Below are 22,997 nucleotides of genomic sequence, written 5' to 3'. Positions count from 1 at the left end.
CGCCTTAGAGTCCTTCACTGTCACTGTTCCAAAAGTGAGGTTCGTTCTCTGTCGACTTCTCTAACAGTTCATTTGCTTTCGCAAGCATATATTTTGGTTGCGCTATCACAATGTCTTCTGGTACGCGCTGGCCATTAGCGATGTAAGCTACTGGCATTGCGTTTTGAATCACTACACTGATGAATTCGCCTAGGCTTAATGACTCATCAAGCTTCGTCATAATACAACCCGAAAGTGGTATACGTCGGAAGTGATCCAGCGTTTCTTGTAGAACACGACGTTGTGCGGTAGCCGGCAAAACAAGGTAGCTGTGAATCACTTCCCCGCTCTCTTGCATTAGAGTGTCGAGCTGCTCGGAAAGCCTCACATCTCGTTGCCCCATCCCTGCCGTATCGACCAAAATCAGTCTTCTGTTTCTTAGCTGATATATAACATCGGCTAACTCGTTAGAATCTTTAGCAACTCTTACGGGACAACCCATGATTCTTCCGTAAATTGAGAGTTGCTCATGTGCACCTATGCGATATGTATCTGTTGTCACAAGGGCCACATTGTCGGCACCGTATTCCATGGCTGCGCGTGCTGCGAGTTTCGCTACGGTTGTTGTTTTCCCAACCCCCGTCGGACCCAACAATGCGACTACGCCACCACGTTTTAAAATGTCCTGTTTAGGAATATTGATTTGATCCGCCACCAGCGACAATAACGCTTTCCACGCTCGCGCTGGCTTTGTATCTTCCGGGATATAACAGGCCATCTGGTCTGCTAACTCCGGAGAAACGCCCATTCGCTCTAAGCGCTTAATCAGCATCGCTCTTAGCGGCTCACGGCGTTCTACTTCTTGCCACATCAGGCCAGAAACTTGGTGCTCCAACAGACGACGAATTGACGTCATCTCTTCGCGCATGCTTTCTAGCTCATCGGCCGATTCGCCACGCTCATCGCTTGGGCGACGTCGGTCATAGCGCGTCGGGTCCAGCTTGGGCGTCGGACGTTCAAATCGATTGTCCTGTGCGATTAGCTTCGCCAAAGGTGAATCTGGTTGATATGGCGCTGGCTTTTCTTGGTTGTAGCCGTCGCGATGCTTATTTTGGCGTTGCAGCAAAGCCGAGAGCGAATCTTCATTTTCCGCTACGTGGTCGTCAGCATCTGCTGCACCACCGCTATATTGCTTAAGCATATTAGCGAATCGCTGCGTCATTGAGCCTGTTTTTTCATTGTTACTGTTATTACTGTTCAGGCTAATTTTATCTTCATCTAAATGACGATCTTGGTAACGATCAGCAGAAGACGATGACATTTGACGATGTTCGTTATAGCGATTCGATTGAGAAGCACCGCGATTTTGCTGTGACGCTGCGCTTGCTTGAGACGGATTAGATTCACTATCTATCGCCGCAACAATCGCTACTCCACCAGCCACTTTCTTGTTTGACATGATCACCGCTTCCGCGCCTAACTCCTCTTTCACTTGGAGCAGCGCCGTTCTCATGTCTTTGGCAAAAAATCGCTTTATTTTCAAACTATGAATCCATTAATGATGCGTGAGATCAGTTACCCACGGCTTGCACAATTCTGATCTGTTTTTCATCCGGGATTTCTTGGTAAGACAGTACCCGGAGATTAGGTATTGTGTTCTTCACAAATTTCGCCAACGTCGAGCGTAATACACCAGAAGTAAGCAGAACGGCAGGTTCGCCTTTCAGTTCTTGTTCCTGTGTCGCTTGGCTTAGTGAAGATTGCAATCGCTCAGCGAGTCCCGGTTCAATCCCCGCGGATTCGCCTCCTGATGCTTGCATAGTTTGATGCAATATTTGTTCCAGTTCGGGTATCAAAGTAATCACTGGTAGCTCAGGCTCTATACCATTGATTTCTTGAACAATTAGACGTTTAAGACTAATTCGAACTGCTGCCGTCAATATGTCAGCTTCTTGACTCTTACTTGAGTACTCAGCCAAAGTTTGAACAATCGTGCGAATATCGCGGATTGGAATGGCCTCGTTTAACAAGTTTTGTAGGACTTTCACCACCACACCTAATGGTAATTGGTCAGGAACAAAGTTCTCGACTAACTTAGGCGCGCTGCGTCCCAACATTTCTAATAAATTCTCTACTTCTTCATGACCAATTAGCTGTGATGCGTTGTTGGTCAATAACTGGCTCAGGTGCGTCGCTAATACCGTTGATGAATCAACAACCGTATAACCTAAGGCTTGCGCGTGCTCACGCTGATCTTCTCGGATCCATACGGCTTCCAGTCCAAAAGCAGGGTCAATGGTTGGCTCCCCATCAATCATGCCATACACCTGACCTGGGTTAATCGCTAGCTCTTGATCCGGACGAATCTCTGCTTCGCCCACCGCAACCCCCATCAATGTAATTCGGTAACTGTTTGGGGTCAGCTCAAGATTGTCACGAATATGAACCGCTGGAATTAGGAACCCAAAATCTTGCGATAACTTTTTACGCACGCCTTTTACGCGCTCTAACAGTTCCCCACCTTGATCTCTGTCCACCAAAGGGATTAAGCGATAACCTACTTCCAAGCCAATAATATCGACTGGCTGGACGTCATCCCAAGACAGTTCGCGCTGTGAGGAAGGTTCTGTACCTTCATCTGCTGTTGCTGGTAAAGCGGGCTCTTTCGCTTTCTGCTTCTGCCGTTTATCGATGAAATATGCCGCTGCACCGGCCGCGACTGCCAGGCTCAAAAACGCAAAGTGCGGCATGCCCGGTACGATGCCCATCACACCAAGAATAGCTGCAGTAATCATCAGCGCTTTTGGGTTGTCGAACATCTGGAAGACCAGTTGTTCACCCATGTCTTCATCGGTGTTTTGGCGCGTCACCATCATTGCCGCTGCAATCGACAGCAATAGCGATGGGATTTGTGCGACCAAACCATCACCGATTGTCAGTAAGGTATAGATTTCAATCGCTTCACCGAAACCCAATCCATACTGCGCCATACCGATCGACAGACCGCCGACGATGTTGATAAACAGAATCAAAATACCGGCAATCGCGTCACCTTTTACGAACTTCGAGGCACCATCCATCGAGCCATAGAAATCCGCTTCTTTGGTCACTTCAAAACGACGAACTCTTGCCTGCTCTTGGTCTATCAATCCGGCATTCAAGTCCGCATCAATCGCCATTTGCTTACCCGGCAACGCATCAAGCGTAAAGCGAGCACTTACCTCAGAGATACGACCCGCACCTTTGGTCACCACCATAAAGTTGATGATCATTAAGATGAGGAAAACCACTAGGCCGACCGCGTAGTTACCACCAATAACGACGTTACCGAACGCCTCAATTACGTTACCTGCCGCATTACCGCCTTCATGACCATGCAGTAAGACGACACGAGTCGAGGCAACGTTCAAAGCCAAGCGGAGCAACGTGGCGATCAGCAATACCGTTGGGAAAGCAGCGAAGTCCAAAGGGCGACGTGTGTAAACGGTCACTAACAACACCACCATCGAAAGCGCGATGTTAAAGGTGAAGAACATATCCAGCAAAAATGCTGGAATCGGCAGTACCACCATCGCTAGGGTGGCCAAAACCATCACCGGAGCACCAATAGCTGGCATTTCACGTTGAGGGATTCGTGGCAATTTATCTGCAAACGGCAGGCTTAACTTCATACTGCGAGAGATCTCAATCGATTGAAGCGTCACGTAAGCTCTTACTATTAATACGCGACCGCTTTAGCCTAAAAGTTTAGGTAGGGTTGATAATTAAAGCGTTTTAAGCAATCTATGTACCATAATTAGCGCCAAAATAATGACTAAACACTCAAATAAAGCTTAGCTTTTGATCAAACGAGCTTTTTTAAGGCTTTACCGCTTTTCGTATCAATGACGGTGCTCGGGCGGGATTGGCAAATCATAATCTTGAATTTTCGGGCGCTGTCCACCTCGTTTTCGGTATTGCTTCAATTGGAATACAAATGCCAAAACCTGAGCGACGGCAGTAAATAACCCATCGGGGATCTCTTGCTCGAGTTCTGTCGTGTGGTACAACGCACGAGCCAAAGGTGGTGCAGGCACAATCGTAATGTCATGTTCGCGGGCGACTTCTCGAATCTTCATCGCCATGTGGTCAGTACCTTTAGCGATCACGACTGGCGCACGGTCTGTCTTCTGTTTATAACGAAGCGCTACCGAGAAGTGCTCTGGGTTAGTAACAATAACATCAGCTTGAGGAACATCCGCCATCATTCGACGTTGAGCCGCTTCCCTTTGCAACATACGAATACGGCCTTTCACTTCCGGCTTACCTTCAGTCTCTTTGTATTCGTCTTTGACTTCTTGCTTCGTCATTTTTAACTGATCAGCGTGCTGCCAGATTTGAAATGGAATATCGATGGCAACCACAATCAATAGCGAGCAACTGATCAGCAAAATAAAGTTCAGCAAAATATCTAAAGCATGGAAGATGTTTTGCGGATACACATCCATGCTCAATTGAATCAGATCGGCCTGCGATGCTTGGATCAAATAGATGGCGACACCAGTGACCAGAACCACTTTAAGGATTGATTTGATCAACTCTACCCAGCTTTGCATGCCAACCATTCGCTTTAAGCCGCTAAGCGGATTCATTTTCGACAGCTTGGGCATGGCCGCTTGGGCAGAAAAACTGATTCCTCCCACACCTGCTGCTCCAATCATGGCGGCGGTAAACAATGTCGCTAACACCAAAAATAGTGGGAACAACAAATCACTCATCGCGCCCAAAGCGATATCAAACAGTTTTGCAGTATCGAAAATCTCTTCTCGTTGAAGATCAAATAAACGGCTCATGATGGAAAACAATGAACGTGCTAACGCCTCTCCAAACCACATCAATGAAATGGCGCCAACGATCAGCACAGATGCTGATGCGAGCTCTTTAGATCGAGCGACCTGCCCCTTTTCTCTGGCTTGTTGTAACCGTCGGGGCGTGGCTTCTTCGGTGCGTTCCTGACCGTCTGATTCTGCCAAATCTTAGCACTCCAAGCGAATAAGCCGACAAATCTGCGCCTCACCCACTGTCCAGAACATTTCATAATGACTGTATAGACCAGCCAGTATGTACCAACAAAGTAATAGACCCACCATCAAAGCAAAAGCAAAACCAAGCGAGAAGATATTCAGCTGTGGTGCGGCACGGGTCATTACACCAAACGACAAGTTAATGGTCAGTAGCGCAATAATGCCAGATAGAGACATACTCAGTGCCGTTTGGAACATAATACCAAGCCAGCCTGCCATTTCACGAAAATCAACCGCGTTTAGAGAGCCGGAGCCAATCGGCAAAGTTTTAAAACTGAATACCACCAATTGCAGCATTTTTAAGTGTCCATCGGTGGCAAGGAAAAACATTGTCGTTAAGAACATGAATAACTGACCAAGCAATGGCGTGTTCTGACCATTTGCGGGATCAACCATAGAAGCAAAGCCCAAACTTGATTGCATACCCAATATTTGACCAAGTAGGACAAAGGTTTGAATCATAAATTGAGTAACCATACCCATCGCTATGCCGATGATCATTTGCTCGGCAATGGTCATGAAGCCACGAAACGAGAGTAGCTCAATGTCTTGAGGTACGGCGGGGATAGCTGGCATGACAGCGAAAGTGATGGCTAAACCGAGGTAAAGGCGGATTCTTGGCGAAACAAATCGGGCCCCGGTTACTGTCATCACCATCAACATGGATGAGATACGAACATAGGGCCAGAAGTAGTTTGCGATCCAATCTAAGACAACGCTAGTGGGGTACTCCATAGGCGCCTCTAATAAAGCACCTGAGGTAAGCGTTCAATCAAGCCATAGAAATATTCCATCAACATTTGCGTCATCCAATGCCCAAACAGCATCAGGGCCAAAAGCGTGACAATCAAACGCGGTAAGAAGCTCAATGTTTGTTCGTTGATGGATGTCGCAGCTTGAAAAATCGCAACTACAAGGCCGATAAGCAAGCTTGGGATGATAATGGCGCAGACCATGATAAGCACCATCCAAAGTGCTTCACGGAAAAGCTCGACAAACATTTCTGGTGTCATGTCTTATCCTCTATCTGCGCTTAACTAAAGGGCAAAGCTGCCCGCGAGTGTCGAGAGTATCAAGTTCCAACCATCGACCAATACGAACAACATCAACTTGAACGGCAACGAAACAATCATTGGTGACAACATCATCATACCCATTGCCATCAGTACCGAAGCGACTACAAGGTCAATAATCAAAAACGGCAAGAAGAGCATAAAGCCAATTTGGAATGCAGTTTTTAGCTCTGAGGTGATAAAAGCCGGAATCAACACCGCCATCGACACATCTTCTGGATTCTCGACTTGCTCTCCTGACATGGTTACGAACGTCTCCAAATCTTTGATTCGGGTCTGCTTAAGCATAAATGCTTTCATTGGCGCTTGTGCAGCATCAAACGCTTCTCGCGCCGTAACTTGCTCGTTCAAATAAGGCTGAACAGCTTTGTCGTTGATTTCGTTCAGGACAGGAGACATAACAAAAAAGGTCAAAAACAGCGCAATACCAATAATAACCTGATTAGAAGGCGTTTGTTGCAAACCCATTGCCTGACGCAATATCGACATCACCACCACAATTCGAGTGAACGAGGTCATCAGAATCACCATGGCAGGCAAGAAGCCAAGCATGGTCATTAACGCTAAAATTTGTAGTGTAACCGAGTAGTCTTCACTGCCATCAGGGTTCGTGGTCATGGTGAATGCTGGAATACCACCGCCACTAGAAACGGACATAGCACGGCTAGCACCAGTATCACTTTGCATAGCCTGAACTGTAACACCACTTCCATCGGCTAAGTTATCTGGCAGCGCTGACTCCTCTGCTTCAGCAAAGGTAAATGAAGAAAACAGCACGCCGACAAAAAGTAACAACGTACTCAGGAGCAAACGAATTGGATTACCCTTTGTCATGTTTTTTGATCAGCTGGCTAAATTGAGTCGCAAAAGCATTGGTCGCCAACTCTTCCTCTTTCAGTGGCTTATCTAACTTGGCTAAAGTTTGGATCGATTGGCTAGTAATCCCAACCAAAAACTGTTCTTCACCCACTTGAACTACTGCGATTCTTTCTTTTGTACCCACTGGCAACTGACTCACTATACGCAAGCCCTTTTGTTGTCCCATCGCTGGCACTTGCATACGTTTCAGCAACCAAGCCAGCAAAAGAATCACGCCGATTACAAGCACAAGCGAGCCAAGTGTCGTCGCAAGATCCAGATTATTTGGTGCGGCAGCAAATGCATAAGGAGCACTTAGCATTAAGCTCAGTGCTCCAGTGATTTGCTTCAATCGCATTTTGATTGAACGACTCATCTTAACGCAGCTTCTTAATTCGTTCAGTTTGGCTGATCACATCCGTCAAACGGATACCAAACTTATCGTTGACGACCACGACTTCGCCGTGAGCAATCAAAGTACCGTTAACCAATACGTCGAGCGACTCACCGGCTAGACGATCCAACTCAACAACCGAACCTTGGTTAAGCTGCAACAGGTTCCGAATGCTAATTTGAGAACGACCGACTTCCATCGAAATCGTCACCGGGATATCCATAATAGTGTCGAGTTTACGACGCTCATCTTCGCTAATTGGGCTTGAAGTGTCTTTTAGCTCTTCCAGTGGCGCAGCCAATACTTCATCTACGTCTACAGAAGGGGCAGACGGGTCTTCGCCAAGAGCGGCTGCCCATTCGTCTGCTAGCTTTTGATCGTCACTTGGTTCCATTTTTCTATCCTGTGTTACGCCTTACTCATGCCATAGCATGTCTATTTAATAAGGTATCTTAATGGTCTATATCGTCTTCACTCTCAAGCTCGGACATGATGTCTTTACCTAAGAAAGCTAAATCTGTTTTGACGACATGTGGGCGCTCAATTTCCTCAGAAATTTGCACCGCTAATTTGTCTTCCGAACGACCCATTTTTACGCGATAGGTCGGTAGGTCTTCTACAAACATCGTCGCATGTTCTGGCATTTCAATCGGGATGATATCGCCAGGTTGCAGCTCCATGAGGTCACGCAAAGAAATGTCTTTTTCGAGCAAGTTCACGCGGAAGTTAACCGGACAATCCATGATCTCTTCACGTAGTGCTGAGCTCCAGCGAACGTCCGTTTCCATCTTGTCGGACTGAACACCTGCATCCAATAGTTCACGGATAGGCTCAACCATGGAGTAAGGCATAACGACATGAAAATCGCCGCCACCGCCGTCAACTTCTATATGGAAGGAACTCACGACAATCACTTCTGTCGGGCTGACAATGTTTGCCATACTTGGGTTTACTTCAGAGTCGAGATATTCGAACTCTACCCCCATCACTGGCGACCACGCTTCTTTATAATCTTCAAATACAATTTTCAGTAACAACTGAATGATGCGGCGTTCCGTTGGGGTAAATTCACGGCCTTCGATTTTGGCGTGGAATCGACCATCACCGCCAAAGAAGTTTTCTACCAGAATAAAGACTAAACGAGCCTCCATGGTGATCAACGCAGTGCCTTTTAACGGACGAAAACGCACCATGTTCAAACTGGTTGGCACGTACAATGTGTTCTGGTATTCACCAAACTTCATCATCTGCACGCCATTGATCGACACCTCTGCCGTTTTACGCAGCATATTAAACAGACTAATACGCATGTGCCGTGCAAAGCGCTCGTTGATAAGTTCGAGCGTCGGCATTCGACCACGTACGATCCTGTCTTGCGACGAGAAATCAAAATTGACGGCACCCTCAGTGTCGTTTTCTATCGGTTCATCGACGTCATCAACATCGTCAACCCCATGCAATAGCGCATCAATTTCGTCTTGGCTTAATAGATCGGTCACGTTTTACCTATTGAATAACAAAATCTGTAAACAGTACTTTTTCAATCACTGGCTTACCGACCGCAGCATTCAGCGCTGCTTTGATATCTTCGGAAGCACGATCGCGCAATTCCACTCGTCCTGTAGGAGAGCGCAATTGATCAACCGTCGCGGAAGCAAACGTTGATAGCATAGAGCTTTCAATCAGTGGCGAATGATACCGCGCCAACTCTTCATTTTCTGCACCGCGAACCATTAACTGCGCTTTAATTTGAACCAACCTATCGCGGCTATCCCCAGTAACGTTAAATACAAATGCCTGAGGAAGATTCACATACGCGATGGGCGCAGCATCCGATGCCTTCACTTGAGCCTGTTGAGACGATTCAGCCTGAGCAGGTTCATCAGAGCCCATTAGAAAAAATGCCGCTGCCCCGCCACCAAGTAGTAATACTACAACAGCGATGATGATGATAAGTAACTTGCTTTTTCCTTTCGGCGCATCGGCCCCTTGTAACTGTTCTTCTGCCATTCTTGTCTCTTATTGTTCTTTTGAGTTACCAAGACGTTTTAGTGAGTTGCTTGGTAACCGTATGCCATTGCCGTTAAACGGCCTTTTATGCGTAAAAACTAATTCCATCACGCTTTGAAGCGACATTCAAATCCAGATTGACATCAGATTCAAAACCCTCTTCGGACTGTCCAGAAAAACCGCCACTTTGCGCGCTTTGACCATGTTGTTCAGCAGTATACCTACCTTGCTGTTGCCCGCTGTTTTGTTGCTGGACGGAAGAATCAGCCAGCTGCATACCTTGTTGCGCTAGCATTTCTCTCAAACGAGGGAGCGTCTGTTCAATAATGTCACGAGCTTGCGGGTTGTTCACTGTAAAATGTACATTGGCAACGTCGTTATTCATGGTCATACGAATTTGCATACGACCTAACTCTGGTGGATCAAGACGAATATCGAGATTTTTCAGATTCTTCGACATCATCATTTGCACTTTTTCCGCAACTTGCTCGTTGGCTAGCTCTTTAGTTAGTTGCAACGGAAGCTGAGCTTGTTGTGCAGCATCAATACGCGCTTGTTGCTGTACATTAATTCCCTGCTGACCTGCCATAGCCTGAAGCTGTCCAGCGAAACCGTGTTGGAGGTCCGGCTTATCTTGTTTATCAGCAGTCGCCTTTAGCGCACCAGTCGCCAATGCTGCGTTCATCACTTTCTGGCTAATCTCTCCGTCTTTCACACCTTGAAGCGACGTCGGCACTTGCGCGGCTATCAACGTATCAGGCGTTGGAGATAATGCGACTTTTTCTCCACTATGAGCAGTTTGTGGCTGGGGTACTTGAGCCGCTGTATGCTGGATTTGCTGAGACACTGCCATAGGTCCAGCCTGGCGAGTTAAATTATGTTGTACTTGTTGCTCTGCGAGAATCTGTTTAATGTCATTAGGGAGCGCAACAAATTGGGCAAGGTCTTGATCAGGAATATCCGCCGTGATCCTTCCTTGTTTCAACCCTTCAATGATCTGAGCTTCTTGCTGAGTCAGTGGTTTTCCTTGCGCCAACTTAGTATCTATAACTTCAAGTTCATCCAAGGATACTCGTGGAAGCGCGTCGATGTTGGAACCATCAACGTCTGTTAACAACGGCGACAGATCATTAGCTACTTCACCACTGACTGCGCTCTTAGCCGTCGGATGGCTGGCTTGTTTCGCTAGCTCTTGCCAAGCAGCAAACTCAGGCGAAAGTTTGTCGACATCGATAGGTTGACCATTCTTATCTAAAATTGGCTCTAAGTCTTGTCCTGGGATCATCTGTGCTTGTTCAAGCGAATGAGCTGATGGCGTTTCATTCAAAGCCAGCTCATCAAGGTGTGTCGAAACGGTTGCTTGCTCGTGGAACGAATGCACTAAATTCGCGCTCTGAGGCAAAACTTTGCCACTATCGATGGATGCATTACTCGCATTCAGGGTTTGATTCGCTTGTTCAATTCGACCAAGAAGCTGTTGTCCTTCGCCCATCGTGCTTTTTACGTCCATTGTATTTGATGGGTTACTCGTATCAATTGATGTTGATTTCACTTTTTCAATAGCTTCAACATCATGCTCCAAAGGTGTGCTGTTACTCGCCTTTTGTAAACTTACTTCTTCACTTAAGGTTGCATTCGGTTTGTTTGCTGATATTTCATCAAAATCATGGGTCCCGTCACTGACGGATTCTTGGCTTTCTTGCGCCAACAATTCGTCCGAGACGTTAGCAGAAGAAGTACTGCCTACATCCGCTCTTTCTTTTTCTTCAACCACTGTCGATTCTGTTGCTACTTTTTCGGGCTTTTGTTTACCAGCAAATGCATCGGTTAACGTTTCTAAAAATCCCTTGCTCTCAGTGCTCTTTGCGGACGCTTTAGCGGACACATCAGAAACTGGCGTCTTGGTAGTCGCAGATACATGGGACAAATTCACACTCATTTAGAAACTCTCGTTCTCGTGGCTCTGAGCGTATCGCTGACAGACAGCAATACTGGCGGCAAACAAAGGTCAAAAAGACCCGACACTGACAGCTAAAATGCAAAAATCACACCACAATATTGAGCCAATTCTCGGTAAGCTAATAGATGGCATGTTTATGGAACAAACATCAACAGTACTATCCGAGAACCTGGTTTCTAACATGATGTACAGCTACTTGATTGACTTTGAAAAACGATAAGCGTAAACAGACATTTGACTTAACAATTAAGGAATCACTTTGAAGATCACAGAATTACGCCAATATAGAATCAGAGCAGGCAAAACAGAACAGTGGCTAAGTTGGATGAAGGAAGAACTGTTGCCCTATCAACGCTCACAAGGCATGCGTGTACTGAATACTTACGTCCACACTGGTGATGATGGACATGACTATTTTGTTTGGCTTAGAGAGTTCGACAATGAACAAGCACGCCAGGCTCTCTACGAAAAAACATACAACGAGTGGTGGGTTCGCGAGATTCGACCGAAGGTGTTTGAGTTAATTGAACAAGACTCAATCAAAGTTACCTTACTTGAATCGGTAGAGATGTAGTCAAGTGCAACACCGTAATGCAATATCGAACCAATAACCTTTAGAAACTATGTGGTTTTCGACTGTAAAGTAAGGTGGAAAACTCGTCCATTTGCTTTTGTTCGCGCTTAGCTTCAGCAAGTTGTTTCTCTTTTTCGCGTTTGTCTATCATCCACTCATAGGATTTGCGTTCTTTACGCACGGTTAACCAATATTCTTTACAGTTTTCAACCTGCTCTTTGAAATGACTTTCTGCTTGCTTTTGCTTAGATAAAGTTTCATCTAGCTGGGTAAGGAATCGATTTAAGTGTCCATATTGACTTGCCGTTAGGCCCGCCTGACCACGGTCGACGAGTTGCTGGCAATAATCAAGCCGATACTTTTCAATTTGTTCAACCTGACGGTAATAATCTTCGAGTTCAGAACGCGCTTTGTTCAGTGCAAGCACAGCTTGGTCTTCACGATCCTTAGTTTGCTCAAGTAGAAACTCCATCGCGTTATTCATGCGTTATCAACCACCCAAAATGTTTCTAAGCATATTGACGCACATATCGTATGGCACCGATTCTTTCATGCTCTGCTGCAAGTATTCGTCTAACTTCGGTTTCAAAGTAAATGCGCCATCAATAGCAGGATCGGTACCCGGTTTGTACGCTCCAATCGAGACCAAATCTTGATTCTTGCGACAAATAGACAAGACCTGTCGCACCGCTTTTGACATCAAAACGTGCTCTTCCGTCGTGATTTGCGGCATAACACGGCTCACCGACTTCTCGACATCAATCGCCGGATAATGGCCTGCATCCGCCATTTCACGAGAAAGTACAATATGGCCATCAAGAATGGCTCGCGATGCGTCCGCTATCGGATCTTGCAAATCATCCCCTTCGGTCAACACGGTAAAGAACGCCGTAATCGAGCCTTGTTCGGCACTTCCATTACCCGCTCGCTCAACCAGCGCTGGCAGCTTGGCAAATACAGAAGGCGGGTAGCCTTTCGTCGCTGGCGGCTCACCAACAGAAAGTGCGATTTCACGCTGTGCTTGTGCAAAACGAGTCAACGAGTCCATCAATAGCAGAACATCTAACCCTTGGTCCCGGAAGTATTCAGCAATCGTTAATGCCGTTTGGCACCCCTTTAAGCGCATTAGAGGTGAAGCATCGGCAGGCGCCGCGACCACCACTGAGCGGCGACGACCGTCCTCACCCAAGATCTCTTCGATGAACTCTTTAACTTCACGTCCACGCTCACCTATCAGGCCGACGACCACAACCTGTGCGGTGGTGCCTCGCGTCATCATGCCAAGCGTGACCGATTTACCCACACCAGAACCTGCAAACAGACCGATACGCTGACCTTTACCGACCGTCAACAAACCATTGATAGCTTTTAGGCCAACATCGAGCGGTTCAGAAATTGGCTTTCGAGCCAACGGGTTAATTGGTTCGGCATTAAAAGAGGCACGGTGATCGGTATACAAAGGGCCAAGTCCATCAAGTGGATTCCCAACCCCGTCTATCACGCGCCCAAGTAGCTCCATGCCGACAGGCAAACCAGCGTCACTGGTTAAAGGGGTGACTCTCGCGCCAGGTAAAATGCCCGTAATTTGTTCACTTGGCATTAAAAATAGGTTGTCACCTGAAAAGCCGACAACCTCGGCTTCCATCTGACCTGACATGGTTTCCACTAAGCATAAACTGCCAATTGGTGCGCGACAGCCGGTTGCTTCCAACGTTAACCCAACCACACGCACCAGTTTGCCAGAGGCGACAGGGCGCGTCGTAAGGCCTTCAACTTTGTAGCTTTTTAAGCGGTCAGCGAGTGCTTGCATGGATTACTCACCCTCTTGATGACGGTTTGCGCCACAAAAGCTGTGCAATACGCTTTTGACGCGTTCTTCCATGCGATAATTAATGCTTGATTCGCCGGCTTCAATCTGGACATCACCTCGATTGAGCGATGGCTCAGCAACTAACGTCCAGTTGCGACAATTAAGGTCTTCTTCACCATAAGCTGAACGAATAATCGCGACATCTTCTGGATTCAGGTGCAAGGTAATAGGGTGGCCTGATATTGGTAGCGCTTCGACCGACTGCTTCACTGTATCTAAAATAATTTGAGGGTTGGTTTGTACTTCAACGTGCACCACTTCTTTAACTAAACAGAGCACCATATCCACCAGCTGCTTTTCAACCTGAGCATTCATCAACTCCAAAGGTTGAGCAAACTGATTGGCCAAGTTCATAAAAGTTTCAACTTGCTGCTGAATGTATTCTTGCCCTGCAGTTACCCCTTCAGCTTTTCCGAGCTCGAGACCTTCAGCATGGCCGGCTTGCAACCCTTCTTCTTTACCTTTGTCGTAACCTTGCTTAAAGCCAGCTTCCTGACCTTGATGTAAGCCTTCTTGATAAGCACCTTGCTTAATCAGTTCAATTTGTTCTTCGGTTAGCGCAAGTGGCTGCTCTTCTTCAGGCTCATCAAAATTCGGCACCCATCCCGGGTCATAGTTGAACGCGGTTTGTTTTGCTTGTTTGGCTTTAGGCTCGCCATAATCAGGCAGCCCCCAACGTTGAGGTTCGATCATCGAATCATCTTCATCAGGACGGATAAATCCACGTTTTCTATCGCCAGCCATGGGTTACCTATTGTGTGTTCGATTAAGAAGTGAGGGTGCTCCGCAATAGGATAATTGCGAAGCAATAGAAATTATAAGAATTCGTCAGCACCGCCAGATAGCATGAGCTCACCAGCATCCGCCATTCGACGGGCAATTGCTAAGATTTCTTTCTGAGCGGCTTCTACATCTGCCACTCGTACTGGCGGCATCGCTTCTATATCATCACGCATCATATCAGCAGCACGTTTAGACATATTCTTGAAGACTTTCTCACGTAACGAGTCATCTGCACCTTTGAGTGCTTTTTGCAACACGTCTTGTGGTACGTCACGCAGCAACTTCTGAATACCTTGGTCGTCCACTTCGACTAAGTTTTCGAAGACAAACATTAGGTCTTGGATTTGCGTCGCCATGTCTTCGTCCTGATCGCGAATTTGTTCCATCAACAAACCTTCGACGTTGTTGTCTAGGTAGTTCATGATCTCCGCTGCTGCTTTCAGGCCGCCAATTTTGGCTGCTTGTGCACCCGCTTGACCCGCGAACTGTTTCTCCATGATTTCGTTCAGCTCTGCCAATGCTGATGGCTGAACTTCTTCAAGGTTGGCAATACGCATCATCAGATCCAAACGCACGCGCTCAGGAAACTGAGACAAAATCTCTGCAGATTGGTCTGCTTCTAAATAAGACAGTACGATAGTTTGAATCTGTGGGTGTTCATTGACAATAATGCTCGCCACTTGGCGTGGGTCCATCCATTTCAAAGAATCCAAACCTTTTGAGCCCGTACCAAGTAGGATCTGGTCAACTAAGTTGTTGGCTTTGTCTTCACCAAGAGCGGCAACCAGTGCATTACGCATAAAGTCTTCGCTGCCCATACCAATGTTGGTGTATTTCTGGATATCCTCCAAAAACGCACGATGAACAGCAGATACCTTGTCTTGGCTGAGATCCTTCGCGCGAGCCATCGCACTACCAACACGCTGAACCTGTTTTGGTTCTAGGTGACGGATAATGCCAGCTGCATCTTGTTCATTAAGGCTCAGTAGCAAAATTGCCGCTTTTTCTTCGCCAGTAATGGTTGAAACATCCAGCTCTACTGGCATTCCCGCGGCGTTGTCATCTTGAGGTACGATATCGTTAGCCATTGTCATTCATCCAGTTTTTCACTACTTGAGCAGCCAGTTCAGGTTCATTCGCAACCAGAGCGCGAACCGCTTTCAATACATCTTCATCTTTATGAAGGTTTGGCAAATCAATACTTGAGCCAAACTCGAACAGTTCGCTGCTTTCGATGTCACTGCCAATCAAGCTAGTTTCACCATCCGCACCAATCGGCAAGCCGTCTGGTCCGTACATTTCGTCTTCATCATCGCTGGTAGGGTTAAGCAATTTCTTCATTGCTGGGCGAACCAGAACCAACACAACCACAATAATCACTAATGCACTTGCGAACCAACGAACCCAATCACTGAAGTTAGGGTGCTCCCAAATTGGTGGTTCTTCTAGCTGCTCAGCCTCTGGCTCAGCAAACTTTACACTCAATACATTCAGCAAATCGCCACGGCCTTGATCAAAGCCAACAGTACCAATTAATACTTGGCGAATGGCATTGATTTCAGATTCGGACATTGGGGTATAAGTCACTTCACCCGTATCAGGGTTAACTTGACGACGGTCTTTAATCGCAACAGAAACGGTCTGACGAGCCACCGTCCCTGTCTGCTTTCGCTCGTGGCTGATGGTGGTATCTAGCTCAAAGTTACGCGTGGACTCTTTACGAACTGACCCCTGCCCCATGACAGAACCATCTTTCATTTGAGCCACATCTTGCGGAATTGAGGCATCCGCTGGAGGCTGATTACTCAACGCACCCGGAATACCCGCTACCATGTTACCGTTATTGTAATCTTCGAGTGCGTACTCACTGCGGGTCGCAGGGGTGTTCGGATCAAAGCGTTTGCGAGTTTGTTCAACCGCACTGAAATCCATTTGGATATCAACCTGCGCCGTATAGTTGCCATAACCTAAAATCGGTAATAGTACGGAATCAATTTTTTCGCGCAGCGCTTGCTCTTGGCTGCGTTCTAATTCTTGTTCTTTGCGTCGCGCCGCAGAAGCGGGATCTTGGGAGCCTGAGCTGAGTAAGCGGCCATGCTGATCTGTGACGGTAATTCGAGAAGTTTTCATTCCCGGCACGGCACTCGCTACCATGTCGACAATAGAATCCACTTCTTGCTGCTTAAGGTTCGTGCCTGTCGACAATGTCAAAAATACCGACGCAGACGCTTCTTGGTTATGACGCACAAACACGCTGTGCTTTGGCAGTGCCAATAACACTCGTGCTTTGCGAACTTGCTTCATTTCTTCAATTGCTTGAGCCAATTGGCGCTCTCGACTGAGTTTGAGACGCTCTTGCTCGAGACGTTGTGAAACACCAAAACCCATGTCTTGCAGCAAAATATCATCGCCTGCTTCTGTAGCTTGGTTAACGCCGGAACGAACCATGCCAAGTTTGATCGAGTTGTACTCACTCGATTCAACAGAAACAGTATTGCCATCAAGCTTATAATTGATTTTCTGCTGGTCCAGATAATCCAGAACGGGGATCAATTCTTCGGTCTCATACGCACCAAGTGGGCGCATCTCCGGTTCTTTGACCCAAAAGAACAGCATCACGATCAATGCAACACAGATGGATATCGACAGCACAAGCACAACCTGACGAAGTAAATCGAGGTCGCCCACTGCCATATCGAATTTTGACGCACTGCGCTCTTCTAGATCTGGATTTTGACTCTCCACATCCACATCGGAACTTGCTACCAGTGCACCATCTGAGCCGCCTTCAGTGACGGTTAAATCTGTAGACTTGTCTGCCACACTTATTACCTAAATTACACTGGCATGTTCATGAGATCTTTATATGCCTCAACGAGTTTATTGCGAATTTGAACCGTCGCATCAAAAGCGACACTAGACTTGTTACGAGCGATCATAACGTCAGAAAGGGATACATCGGCATCACCACGATCAAAACGGGTTTGTAAATCACCAGATGCTTTTTGAAGTGTGTTCACGTTATTGATGGCTTTAGTTAGGAGATCGTTAAAATCCGCTCCAACTTTCGCCCCACTTGCAGTAGGAGCCGTATTGGTTGCTTCTACCATCATGGCGCGCATTTCTGCCTGAATACCATCAATTTTCATTAGCACCTCTAAGCCAAAAGATTGACTATTAACAAAACTGATTATTGACACAGCAATTAACGTGCCATAAGACATTAGCAATCAATTTACTTACACTTTTCGTCTTATGGCCGTTGTCTGTGTTAATTCGGGATATCTATACCAGCATCACGCATTTTGGCAAGCTTATAGCGCAAGGTTCGAGGGCTTATACCCAGTTTCTCCGCCATTTCTTTGCGTCGACCATTACACTCAACCAAAGTCTCTAAAATAATGGCGTATTCTTGATCGCGCAGCTCGCTGCCTAAGCCTTCTCCACCAGTTACTGGGCGGCTGACACTCTCAGCTTGAGCAACTGGCTTAACATTGGGCACGACCATATCTGCATTTTGCACCACGTGTTGTAAGCTATTGGCATCTTGCCAATCTACGCCCTCAAGCAAAATGTGCTCAGCATCGATGTCGCCATTTTCACTTAATATCAGCGCTCGTTGAACCACGTTATCCAACTCACGAACATTACCCGGCCAAGGGTATTGCAATAGTTTTTCTAACGCAACGGTCGAGAATTGAGGCACTGGCATGCCCATTTTGCTGCAATGACGCTCAGCAAGATGCTTGGCAAGCGGTGCAATATCGCCTTTACGTTCTTTAAGTGCAGGCCACGCAATTGGGAATACATTCAGGCGGTAATATAAGTCCTCTCTGAAGTTTCCTTCTGACACGTATTGCTTAAGATCACGGTTACTAGTCGCTAACACACGAACATCTAACTTGATGCTTTTGCGACTGCCTAGGCGCTCTACTTCTCGCTCTTGCAAAACACGCAACAACTTCGCTTGCAGGTTCAAGTCCATTTCGCTGATTTCATCAAGCAAGATTGTGCCACCTTGCGCTTGTTCAAACTTTCCTGGGCATGCCTGAACAGCACCAGTAAATGCGCCCTTTTCATAGCCAAACAGTGTTGCTTCGAGCATATTGTCAGGAATCGCGGCACAGTTAATTGCGACAAAAGGACCATTTTTACGATTTGACGCGTTGTGAATATAACGCGACATCACTTCTTTACCTGAGCCACTCGGACCTAGCACCATAACATTCGCATCTGTACGCGCCACTTTATCGGCCAACGCGAGTAAGCTCAGACTTTTCTCATCAGCAACGATAGCGTCACCGTTGTCATCACTTTTTATCGGTGCATAACGACTGACCATATTTAGCAACACTTCTGGTGCAAATGGTTTCGCCATGTAGTCAATCGCGCCATCTTTCATTGCCGACACGGCATCTTCAATATTGGCGTACGCCGTCATTAGCAATACTGGTAAGTTAGGCCAATTCTGCTTGATGCTTTTGAGCAGAGCTAAGCCACCCATACCCGCCATTTGCACATCAGAAACGACGATATCAACCGTATTCGATTTCAGCTTTAACAGTGCATCTTCAGCACAGTCCGCTTCCAACCACTCATACCCAGCCAGAGCCAGAGTATCGACTAGGGCTTCACGAAGACCTTCATCGTCTTCTACGATCAGCACTTTGCTTTGCGCCATTATGATTCTCCAGAAATTGTTATTACCAAAAGCCGCTTATTGCGCTTCTGTTTGCACTCGCTCTAGCGGAATGCACATGGTGAAGCAGGCTCCATCACCCTGCTCTGAAATAAGTTCCAATCGACCGTCATGGGCACGGCAAACCATTTGAACAACTGCCAACCCTAATCCAGTTCCTTGAGAACGTGTGGTAAAAAATGGCTCCATGATTTTGGCTTGCAGTTCTTCGGGCACTCCCGGTCCGCTGTCTTGCACAGAAATGCGTAACTCACCATTTACCGGGCGGAAAAAAATATCGACTTGCGATTCTTTACCAGACATTTGAATCGCATTCATGACCAGATTACTCAATGCGGATGCAATGGCGTTCGCATTGCCTAGTAGTTCAGTTTGTTCTTCTTCCACTTCTAGGCAGTAATCAATACTGTTGTTTTTTAGCGCGGTTTCGACCATCGGCTGATATTCCGCTACCAACTGGGCAATCGTAAATGGCTTAATGACTTTATTATCACCACCTTTAGCAAAAAGCAGCATATCATTAACCTGCTTTTCCAAATCGTGCAGTCGATCCATTAATTTGGTTTGGAAGCGATCTTTTGTCGCTGGAGGAAGATTTGGCGCTCCCAAATTGGATGCATATAACATAGCGCTCGACAGCGGCGTTCTTACTTGGTGAGCAAGCGACGCAACCATACGTCCTAACGACGATAAGCGCTGTAAATCACTGACACGAGCTTGAAGTAAACGGGTTTCGGTTAAATCGGTAATCAGGATCAATTGACCTGTTGTGGACGCCGAGATGGCGAGTCGAACTTTACGGCCATTACGTAATGAAACTTCGTGGCCATCATCTTCACGTGGGTCAAACACCGCCTGGATAACGTTGAACCATTTTTCGTTAACCAGTGGAATCTCAAGAATTCGGTGCGCTTCTGGATTTGCTTCACGCACTACTCCGTACGTATCGAGCAAAATCACTCCAGCAGGCATCACATCGAGCACCTGTTTGTAGCGCTCAACCTGATTCTCTACGGAATCTAAATGGGATTGATTGGTGTTGTTATCCATTACTGCCTGTCGAAATATCGCCGCTAAAACTAAAATAGCTTGGTAAGCAATTAGCGTACCAAGCTATTTTTTATATTTATCAGGACGTTAAGCTATCGACAATAAGTTGACACTCAGAGATAACGGTTTTGGATGCCAGAAAAACGATGTTAACTAGCACAAGTGATAATTCAGATATCGTCTTAAAACTTCACTTTACCTAGCGCTGTAAGTTGTACTTACGCATTTTTTCCACCAGCGTAGTACGTCGCATACCCAGCATGTCGGCCGCTCTTGCTACAACGCCACCCTGCGCTTCTAATGCTTGGCTGATCATATTAACTTCTAAATCAGCCAGCAGCTCTTTCAAATTAACCCCTTCCGGTGGCAGCGCTTGCGGGGCGTTCATGCTGTGATCAAGGTCGTCTTGATCTTCAAAGCTAAAATCTTCAGAGAAGATATCTTGGAATACATCACGCTCTTGCTCTTCCACCGAAACAAATGGATTGCTCTCTGGTTGGAACTCTGGGATGTCACTGTAGCGATATTTGGTTGGTAGATGGTTTACATCCACTAAGCTATTTGGATACAGAATAATCATTCGCTCAACAAGATTAGCCAACTCGCGTACGTTGCCCGGCCAGTTATGCTCCATCAGTGAGTTGATTGCACGAGGTGTAAAACAGATAGGTTGTCCGCCCTCCGCCTCTAAACGTGTCATCAGTTCTTGCAGCAGCAATGGTATATCTTGTTTGCGCTCTTTCAGCGCTGGCATCTCAATCGGAAACACGTTCAGACGATAGAACAAGTCTTCTCGGAACGTGCCTTCTTCAATCATATTTTCTAGATTACGGTGTGTCGCCGCCACAACTCGAACATTTACCTTGATGGTACTATTGCCACCTACACGTTCAAAGCAGCGTTCTTGCAATACACGAAGCAACTTTACTTGCATCGACATTGGCATATCGCCAATCTCATCAAGAAAGATCGTGCCACCGTCTGCGAGCTCAAATCGACCTTTACGGGCAGTTAACGCACCAGTAAACGCGCCTTTTTCGTGACCAAATAATTCGCTTTCTAGGAGCTCAGGCGGTATTGCACCGCAGTTAATAGGTACAAATGCGCCATCGCGGTATGAAGAGTGATAGTGGATGTTACGCGCAACAACTTCTTTACCTGTACCGGACTCACCTAAGATCAACACGTTTGCTTCCGTGTTTGATACTTGCTCGATCAGGTGTCGAACTTCTTGAATACCTCTACTTTGACCAACTAAGCTGCGAAAAAGCGTGTTTTTGCGTGCACTAGCAACAACATTCACTCCTTTTCGCCCCAGAAAATCTTTGCAGTGGCGTAACGCTTCACTAAGCTGTGGGTAATTAAGCGGCAGCTCTAGTTCACCAACAAAATTTGGAAGATCATCAACAGGCAAAGGAAAACGGCCCATGACTAGAAGAGGGATGTGGTAAGCGCTGTTTAAATGAGAGATAACCGTACTCGCCGCTTGACCTGCTGGAATATTACCAACAATACAGCACGACCATACGCTAGACCAATCAACATCGCTGAGCTGATCAGAACTGACCGCTTCGCAATTTTCTCCAACAAATTCCAATATATTGCTTAAATTTAAACGACTTGATGCGTCATCATCAATTACAAGCAGCTTTGCCAAACCATGCATAAGTAAGAATGATTGCCTTTATTTTAGGTGCGTTGCGGCCAAACCTTGATTTGCGCAATTGGGTGCTAAAGAAGGCAGAACCACCACACTCAATTTACGATAGACAAAATAGGAAAATCAGCAACAAAAAAGCCATTAGGGCTACTAATGGCTTCTATTTTATTTGAATATAAAAATAAGGCAACCAAGCAATGGAGAGGTGTGAGCTTGATAGAAACTTTGCTACACAACTCGTTGCGCAATTGACAAATATATTCGTCTAGTATCTTAACGCATTGTTTTGACTATTAAATACCAACTTCAGCAGCGGTAAGATTATGAAACTCTGTTGGGATTTGGTCCCAAGCGGACTTGATCTCACGGATAATGTCGATAACGTCGTCGATCAGCTGAGGCTCATTTTGATGGTTAGCAGCAGAAATTTGCGTGATCATAAACTCATACAGTGAATCTAAGTTTGAAGCAATATCACCACCGTCATCCATAGATAGACAGCTGCGTAGCGCGATAATGATGTCTAACGCTTTACCCAAGCGCTCACCTTTTGCTGGAATATTGCCTGCTTGCATGGCTGCTTTACCTTGAATAAGGCGCTCAATCGCACCAGCCATAAGCATTTGAATGACTTTGTGCGGAGAAGCCGCGCTAAGCTGGCTGTCGACTGATACCTTTTTGTATGCTTGCAAAGAACCGCGCATAGTAATCCTCTTTTAAATAAATTTTTTGTACTGCTGAAGTGAACGCTGGCCATAACGAAACTTATGGAGCTCTTTTCCGACCTTTGACGTTTCCGATTGCATCAGCTCGACAATTCTTTTGGTACGAGTTAGCAACGCTTGCCACTCTGCATCCTGCTTAACCAAAGGATTTTGATGAATAATTGGTAACAGGTTTTGCAATAACCGTTCCCTGATATCGACCAAGCGAAGAATTTCTTCAGCATTAAAATCAATTTTTTCTAATTCTTGCGTAATTAGTTGATCTATATCACTAATTTCCATGAGTTCTTTTTGCATTT

24 protein-coding genes are annotated in these 22,997 nt (G+C 46.3%); 2 read left to right on the top strand and 22 right to left on the bottom strand.

Annotation, left to right across the window (positions count from 1 at the left end; genetic code table 11):
* Positions 1-4: 4 nt before the first annotated feature.
* From flhF to R8N47_RS03620, 11 genes are all read right to left on the bottom strand, one after another.
* Entirely contained in the window at positions 5-1,522 is a 1,518-nt protein-coding gene (flhF, locus tag R8N47_RS03670; protein WP_064354227.1) for a flagellar biosynthesis protein FlhF, read from the bottom strand.
* A gap of 28 nt (positions 1,523-1,550) precedes the next feature.
* On the bottom strand, positions 1,551-3,650 hold the full coding sequence (flhA, locus tag R8N47_RS03665; RefSeq protein WP_025998722.1) for a flagellar biosynthesis protein FlhA: 2,100 nt from the start codon (positions 3,648-3,650) through the stop codon (positions 1,551-1,553).
* Positions 3,651-3,860: 210 nt separating this feature from the next.
* Positions 3,861-4,991 carry a flagellar biosynthesis protein FlhB gene (gene flhB / locus R8N47_RS03660; RefSeq protein WP_005380490.1) on the bottom strand — a complete coding sequence of 377 codons (1,131 nt, stop codon included), beginning with the start codon at positions 4,989-4,991 and terminating at the stop codon, positions 3,861-3,863.
* A gap of 3 nt (positions 4,992-4,994) precedes the next feature.
* On the bottom strand, positions 4,995-5,777 hold the full coding sequence (gene fliR / locus R8N47_RS03655; protein WP_005384463.1) for a flagellar biosynthetic protein FliR: 783 nt from the start codon (positions 5,775-5,777) through the stop codon (positions 4,995-4,997).
* Positions 5,778-5,785: 8 nt separating this feature from the next.
* Positions 5,786-6,055: a flagellar biosynthesis protein FliQ gene (fliQ, locus tag R8N47_RS03650; RefSeq protein ID WP_005380488.1), complete on the bottom strand. Its 270-nt coding sequence runs from the start codon at positions 6,053-6,055 to the stop codon at positions 5,786-5,788.
* 24 nt (positions 6,056-6,079) lie between these two features.
* The gene (fliP, locus tag R8N47_RS03645) at positions 6,080-6,949 is read right to left on the bottom strand and encodes a flagellar type III secretion system pore protein FliP (protein ID WP_005394311.1); all 870 of its coding nucleotides are present in this window, start codon (positions 6,947-6,949) and stop codon (positions 6,080-6,082) included.
* Positions 6,936-7,349: a flagellar biosynthetic protein FliO gene (gene fliO / locus R8N47_RS03640; RefSeq protein WP_005380480.1), complete on the bottom strand. Its 414-nt coding sequence runs from the start codon at positions 7,347-7,349 to the stop codon at positions 6,936-6,938. The genes fliP and fliO overlap by 14 nt, the downstream gene beginning before the upstream one ends.
* A 1-nt stretch (position 7,350) precedes the next feature.
* Positions 7,351-7,761, bottom strand: coding sequence for a flagellar motor switch protein FliN (gene fliN / locus R8N47_RS03635; RefSeq protein ID WP_005380479.1), 411 nt, complete (start codon positions 7,759-7,761; stop codon positions 7,351-7,353).
* A 58-nt stretch (positions 7,762-7,819) separates the two neighbouring features.
* Positions 7,820-8,866 (bottom strand): flagellar motor switch protein FliM, encoded by a 1,047-nt coding sequence (gene fliM / locus R8N47_RS03630; protein WP_005380478.1) that lies wholly within the window; start codon positions 8,864-8,866, stop codon positions 7,820-7,822.
* A 7-nt stretch (positions 8,867-8,873) separates the two neighbouring features.
* Positions 8,874-9,377 carry a flagellar basal body-associated protein FliL gene (gene fliL / locus R8N47_RS03625; RefSeq protein ID WP_005380477.1) on the bottom strand — a complete coding sequence of 168 codons (504 nt, stop codon included), beginning with the start codon at positions 9,375-9,377 and terminating at the stop codon, positions 8,874-8,876.
* 85 nt (positions 9,378-9,462) lie between these two features.
* On the bottom strand, positions 9,463-11,316 hold the full coding sequence (locus R8N47_RS03620; protein WP_064354228.1) for a flagellar hook-length control protein FliK: 1,854 nt from the start codon (positions 11,314-11,316) through the stop codon (positions 9,463-9,465).
* A gap of 97 nt (positions 11,317-11,413) precedes the next feature.
* Between R8N47_RS03620 and R8N47_RS03615 the strand changes: the two genes are divergently transcribed.
* Both R8N47_RS03615 and R8N47_RS03610 read left to right on the top strand, forming a co-directional pair.
* On the top strand, positions 11,414-11,557 hold the full coding sequence (locus tag R8N47_RS03615; RefSeq protein WP_182039393.1) for a hypothetical protein: 144 nt from the start codon (positions 11,414-11,416) through the stop codon (positions 11,555-11,557).
* A gap of 39 nt (positions 11,558-11,596) precedes the next feature.
* On the top strand, positions 11,597-11,911 hold the full coding sequence (locus tag R8N47_RS03610) for an NIPSNAP family protein (protein WP_005380475.1): 315 nt from the start codon (positions 11,597-11,599) through the stop codon (positions 11,909-11,911).
* A gap of 40 nt (positions 11,912-11,951) precedes the next feature.
* On the opposite strand, the gene fliJ is transcribed toward R8N47_RS03610, so the two are convergent.
* From fliJ to R8N47_RS03555, 11 genes are all read right to left on the bottom strand, one after another.
* Positions 11,952-12,395, bottom strand: coding sequence for a flagellar export protein FliJ (gene fliJ, locus R8N47_RS03605; protein WP_054575510.1), 444 nt, complete (start codon positions 12,393-12,395; stop codon positions 11,952-11,954).
* 6 nt (positions 12,396-12,401) lie between these two features.
* On the bottom strand, positions 12,402-13,721 hold the full coding sequence (gene fliI / locus R8N47_RS03600) for a flagellar protein export ATPase FliI (protein WP_005384474.1): 1,320 nt from the start codon (positions 13,719-13,721) through the stop codon (positions 12,402-12,404).
* Between the two features lie 3 nt (positions 13,722-13,724).
* Complete coding sequence (fliH, locus tag R8N47_RS03595) at positions 13,725-14,525, bottom strand: flagellar assembly protein FliH (RefSeq protein ID WP_005394317.1); 801 nt, start codon at positions 14,523-14,525, stop codon at positions 13,725-13,727.
* Positions 14,526-14,596: 71 nt separating this feature from the next.
* Positions 14,597-15,652, bottom strand: a complete 1,056-nt coding sequence (gene fliG, locus R8N47_RS03590) for a flagellar motor switch protein FliG (protein ID WP_005380470.1) — start codon at positions 15,650-15,652, stop codon at positions 14,597-14,599.
* Positions 15,645-17,387 (bottom strand): flagellar basal-body MS-ring/collar protein FliF, encoded by a 1,743-nt coding sequence (fliF, locus tag R8N47_RS03585; protein WP_005380462.1) that lies wholly within the window; start codon positions 17,385-17,387, stop codon positions 15,645-15,647. Before fliF ends, fliG begins: the two co-directional genes overlap by 8 nt.
* A gap of 14 nt (positions 17,388-17,401) precedes the next feature.
* Entirely contained in the window at positions 17,402-17,713 is a 312-nt protein-coding gene (fliE, locus tag R8N47_RS03580; RefSeq protein WP_005384482.1) for a flagellar hook-basal body complex protein FliE, read from the bottom strand.
* A 122-nt stretch (positions 17,714-17,835) separates the two neighbouring features.
* Positions 17,836-19,245, bottom strand: a complete 1,410-nt coding sequence (locus R8N47_RS03575) for a sigma-54-dependent transcriptional regulator (protein ID WP_005380460.1) — start codon at positions 19,243-19,245, stop codon at positions 17,836-17,838.
* A 36-nt stretch (positions 19,246-19,281) separates the two neighbouring features.
* Complete coding sequence (locus R8N47_RS03570) at positions 19,282-20,313, bottom strand: sensor histidine kinase (RefSeq protein ID WP_005380459.1); 1,032 nt, start codon at positions 20,311-20,313, stop codon at positions 19,282-19,284.
* A gap of 199 nt (positions 20,314-20,512) precedes the next feature.
* Positions 20,513-21,979, bottom strand: a complete 1,467-nt coding sequence (locus R8N47_RS03565) for a sigma-54 dependent transcriptional regulator (protein ID WP_005384490.1) — start codon at positions 21,977-21,979, stop codon at positions 20,513-20,515.
* A 287-nt stretch (positions 21,980-22,266) separates the two neighbouring features.
* A complete protein-coding gene (gene fliS, locus R8N47_RS03560; RefSeq protein ID WP_005380457.1) occupies positions 22,267-22,677 on the bottom strand; it encodes a flagellar export chaperone FliS in 411 nt (136 codons plus the stop codon).
* 12 nt (positions 22,678-22,689) lie between these two features.
* Positions 22,690-22,995: a flagellar protein FliT gene (locus R8N47_RS03555; protein ID WP_005380456.1), complete on the bottom strand. Its 306-nt coding sequence runs from the start codon at positions 22,993-22,995 to the stop codon at positions 22,690-22,692.
* Positions 22,996-22,997: the final 2 nt, after the last annotated feature.

It is taken from the genome of Vibrio sp. 2132-1, assembly GCF_033344315.1.
This window is presented reverse-complemented; position numbering and strand designations above follow the sequence as displayed.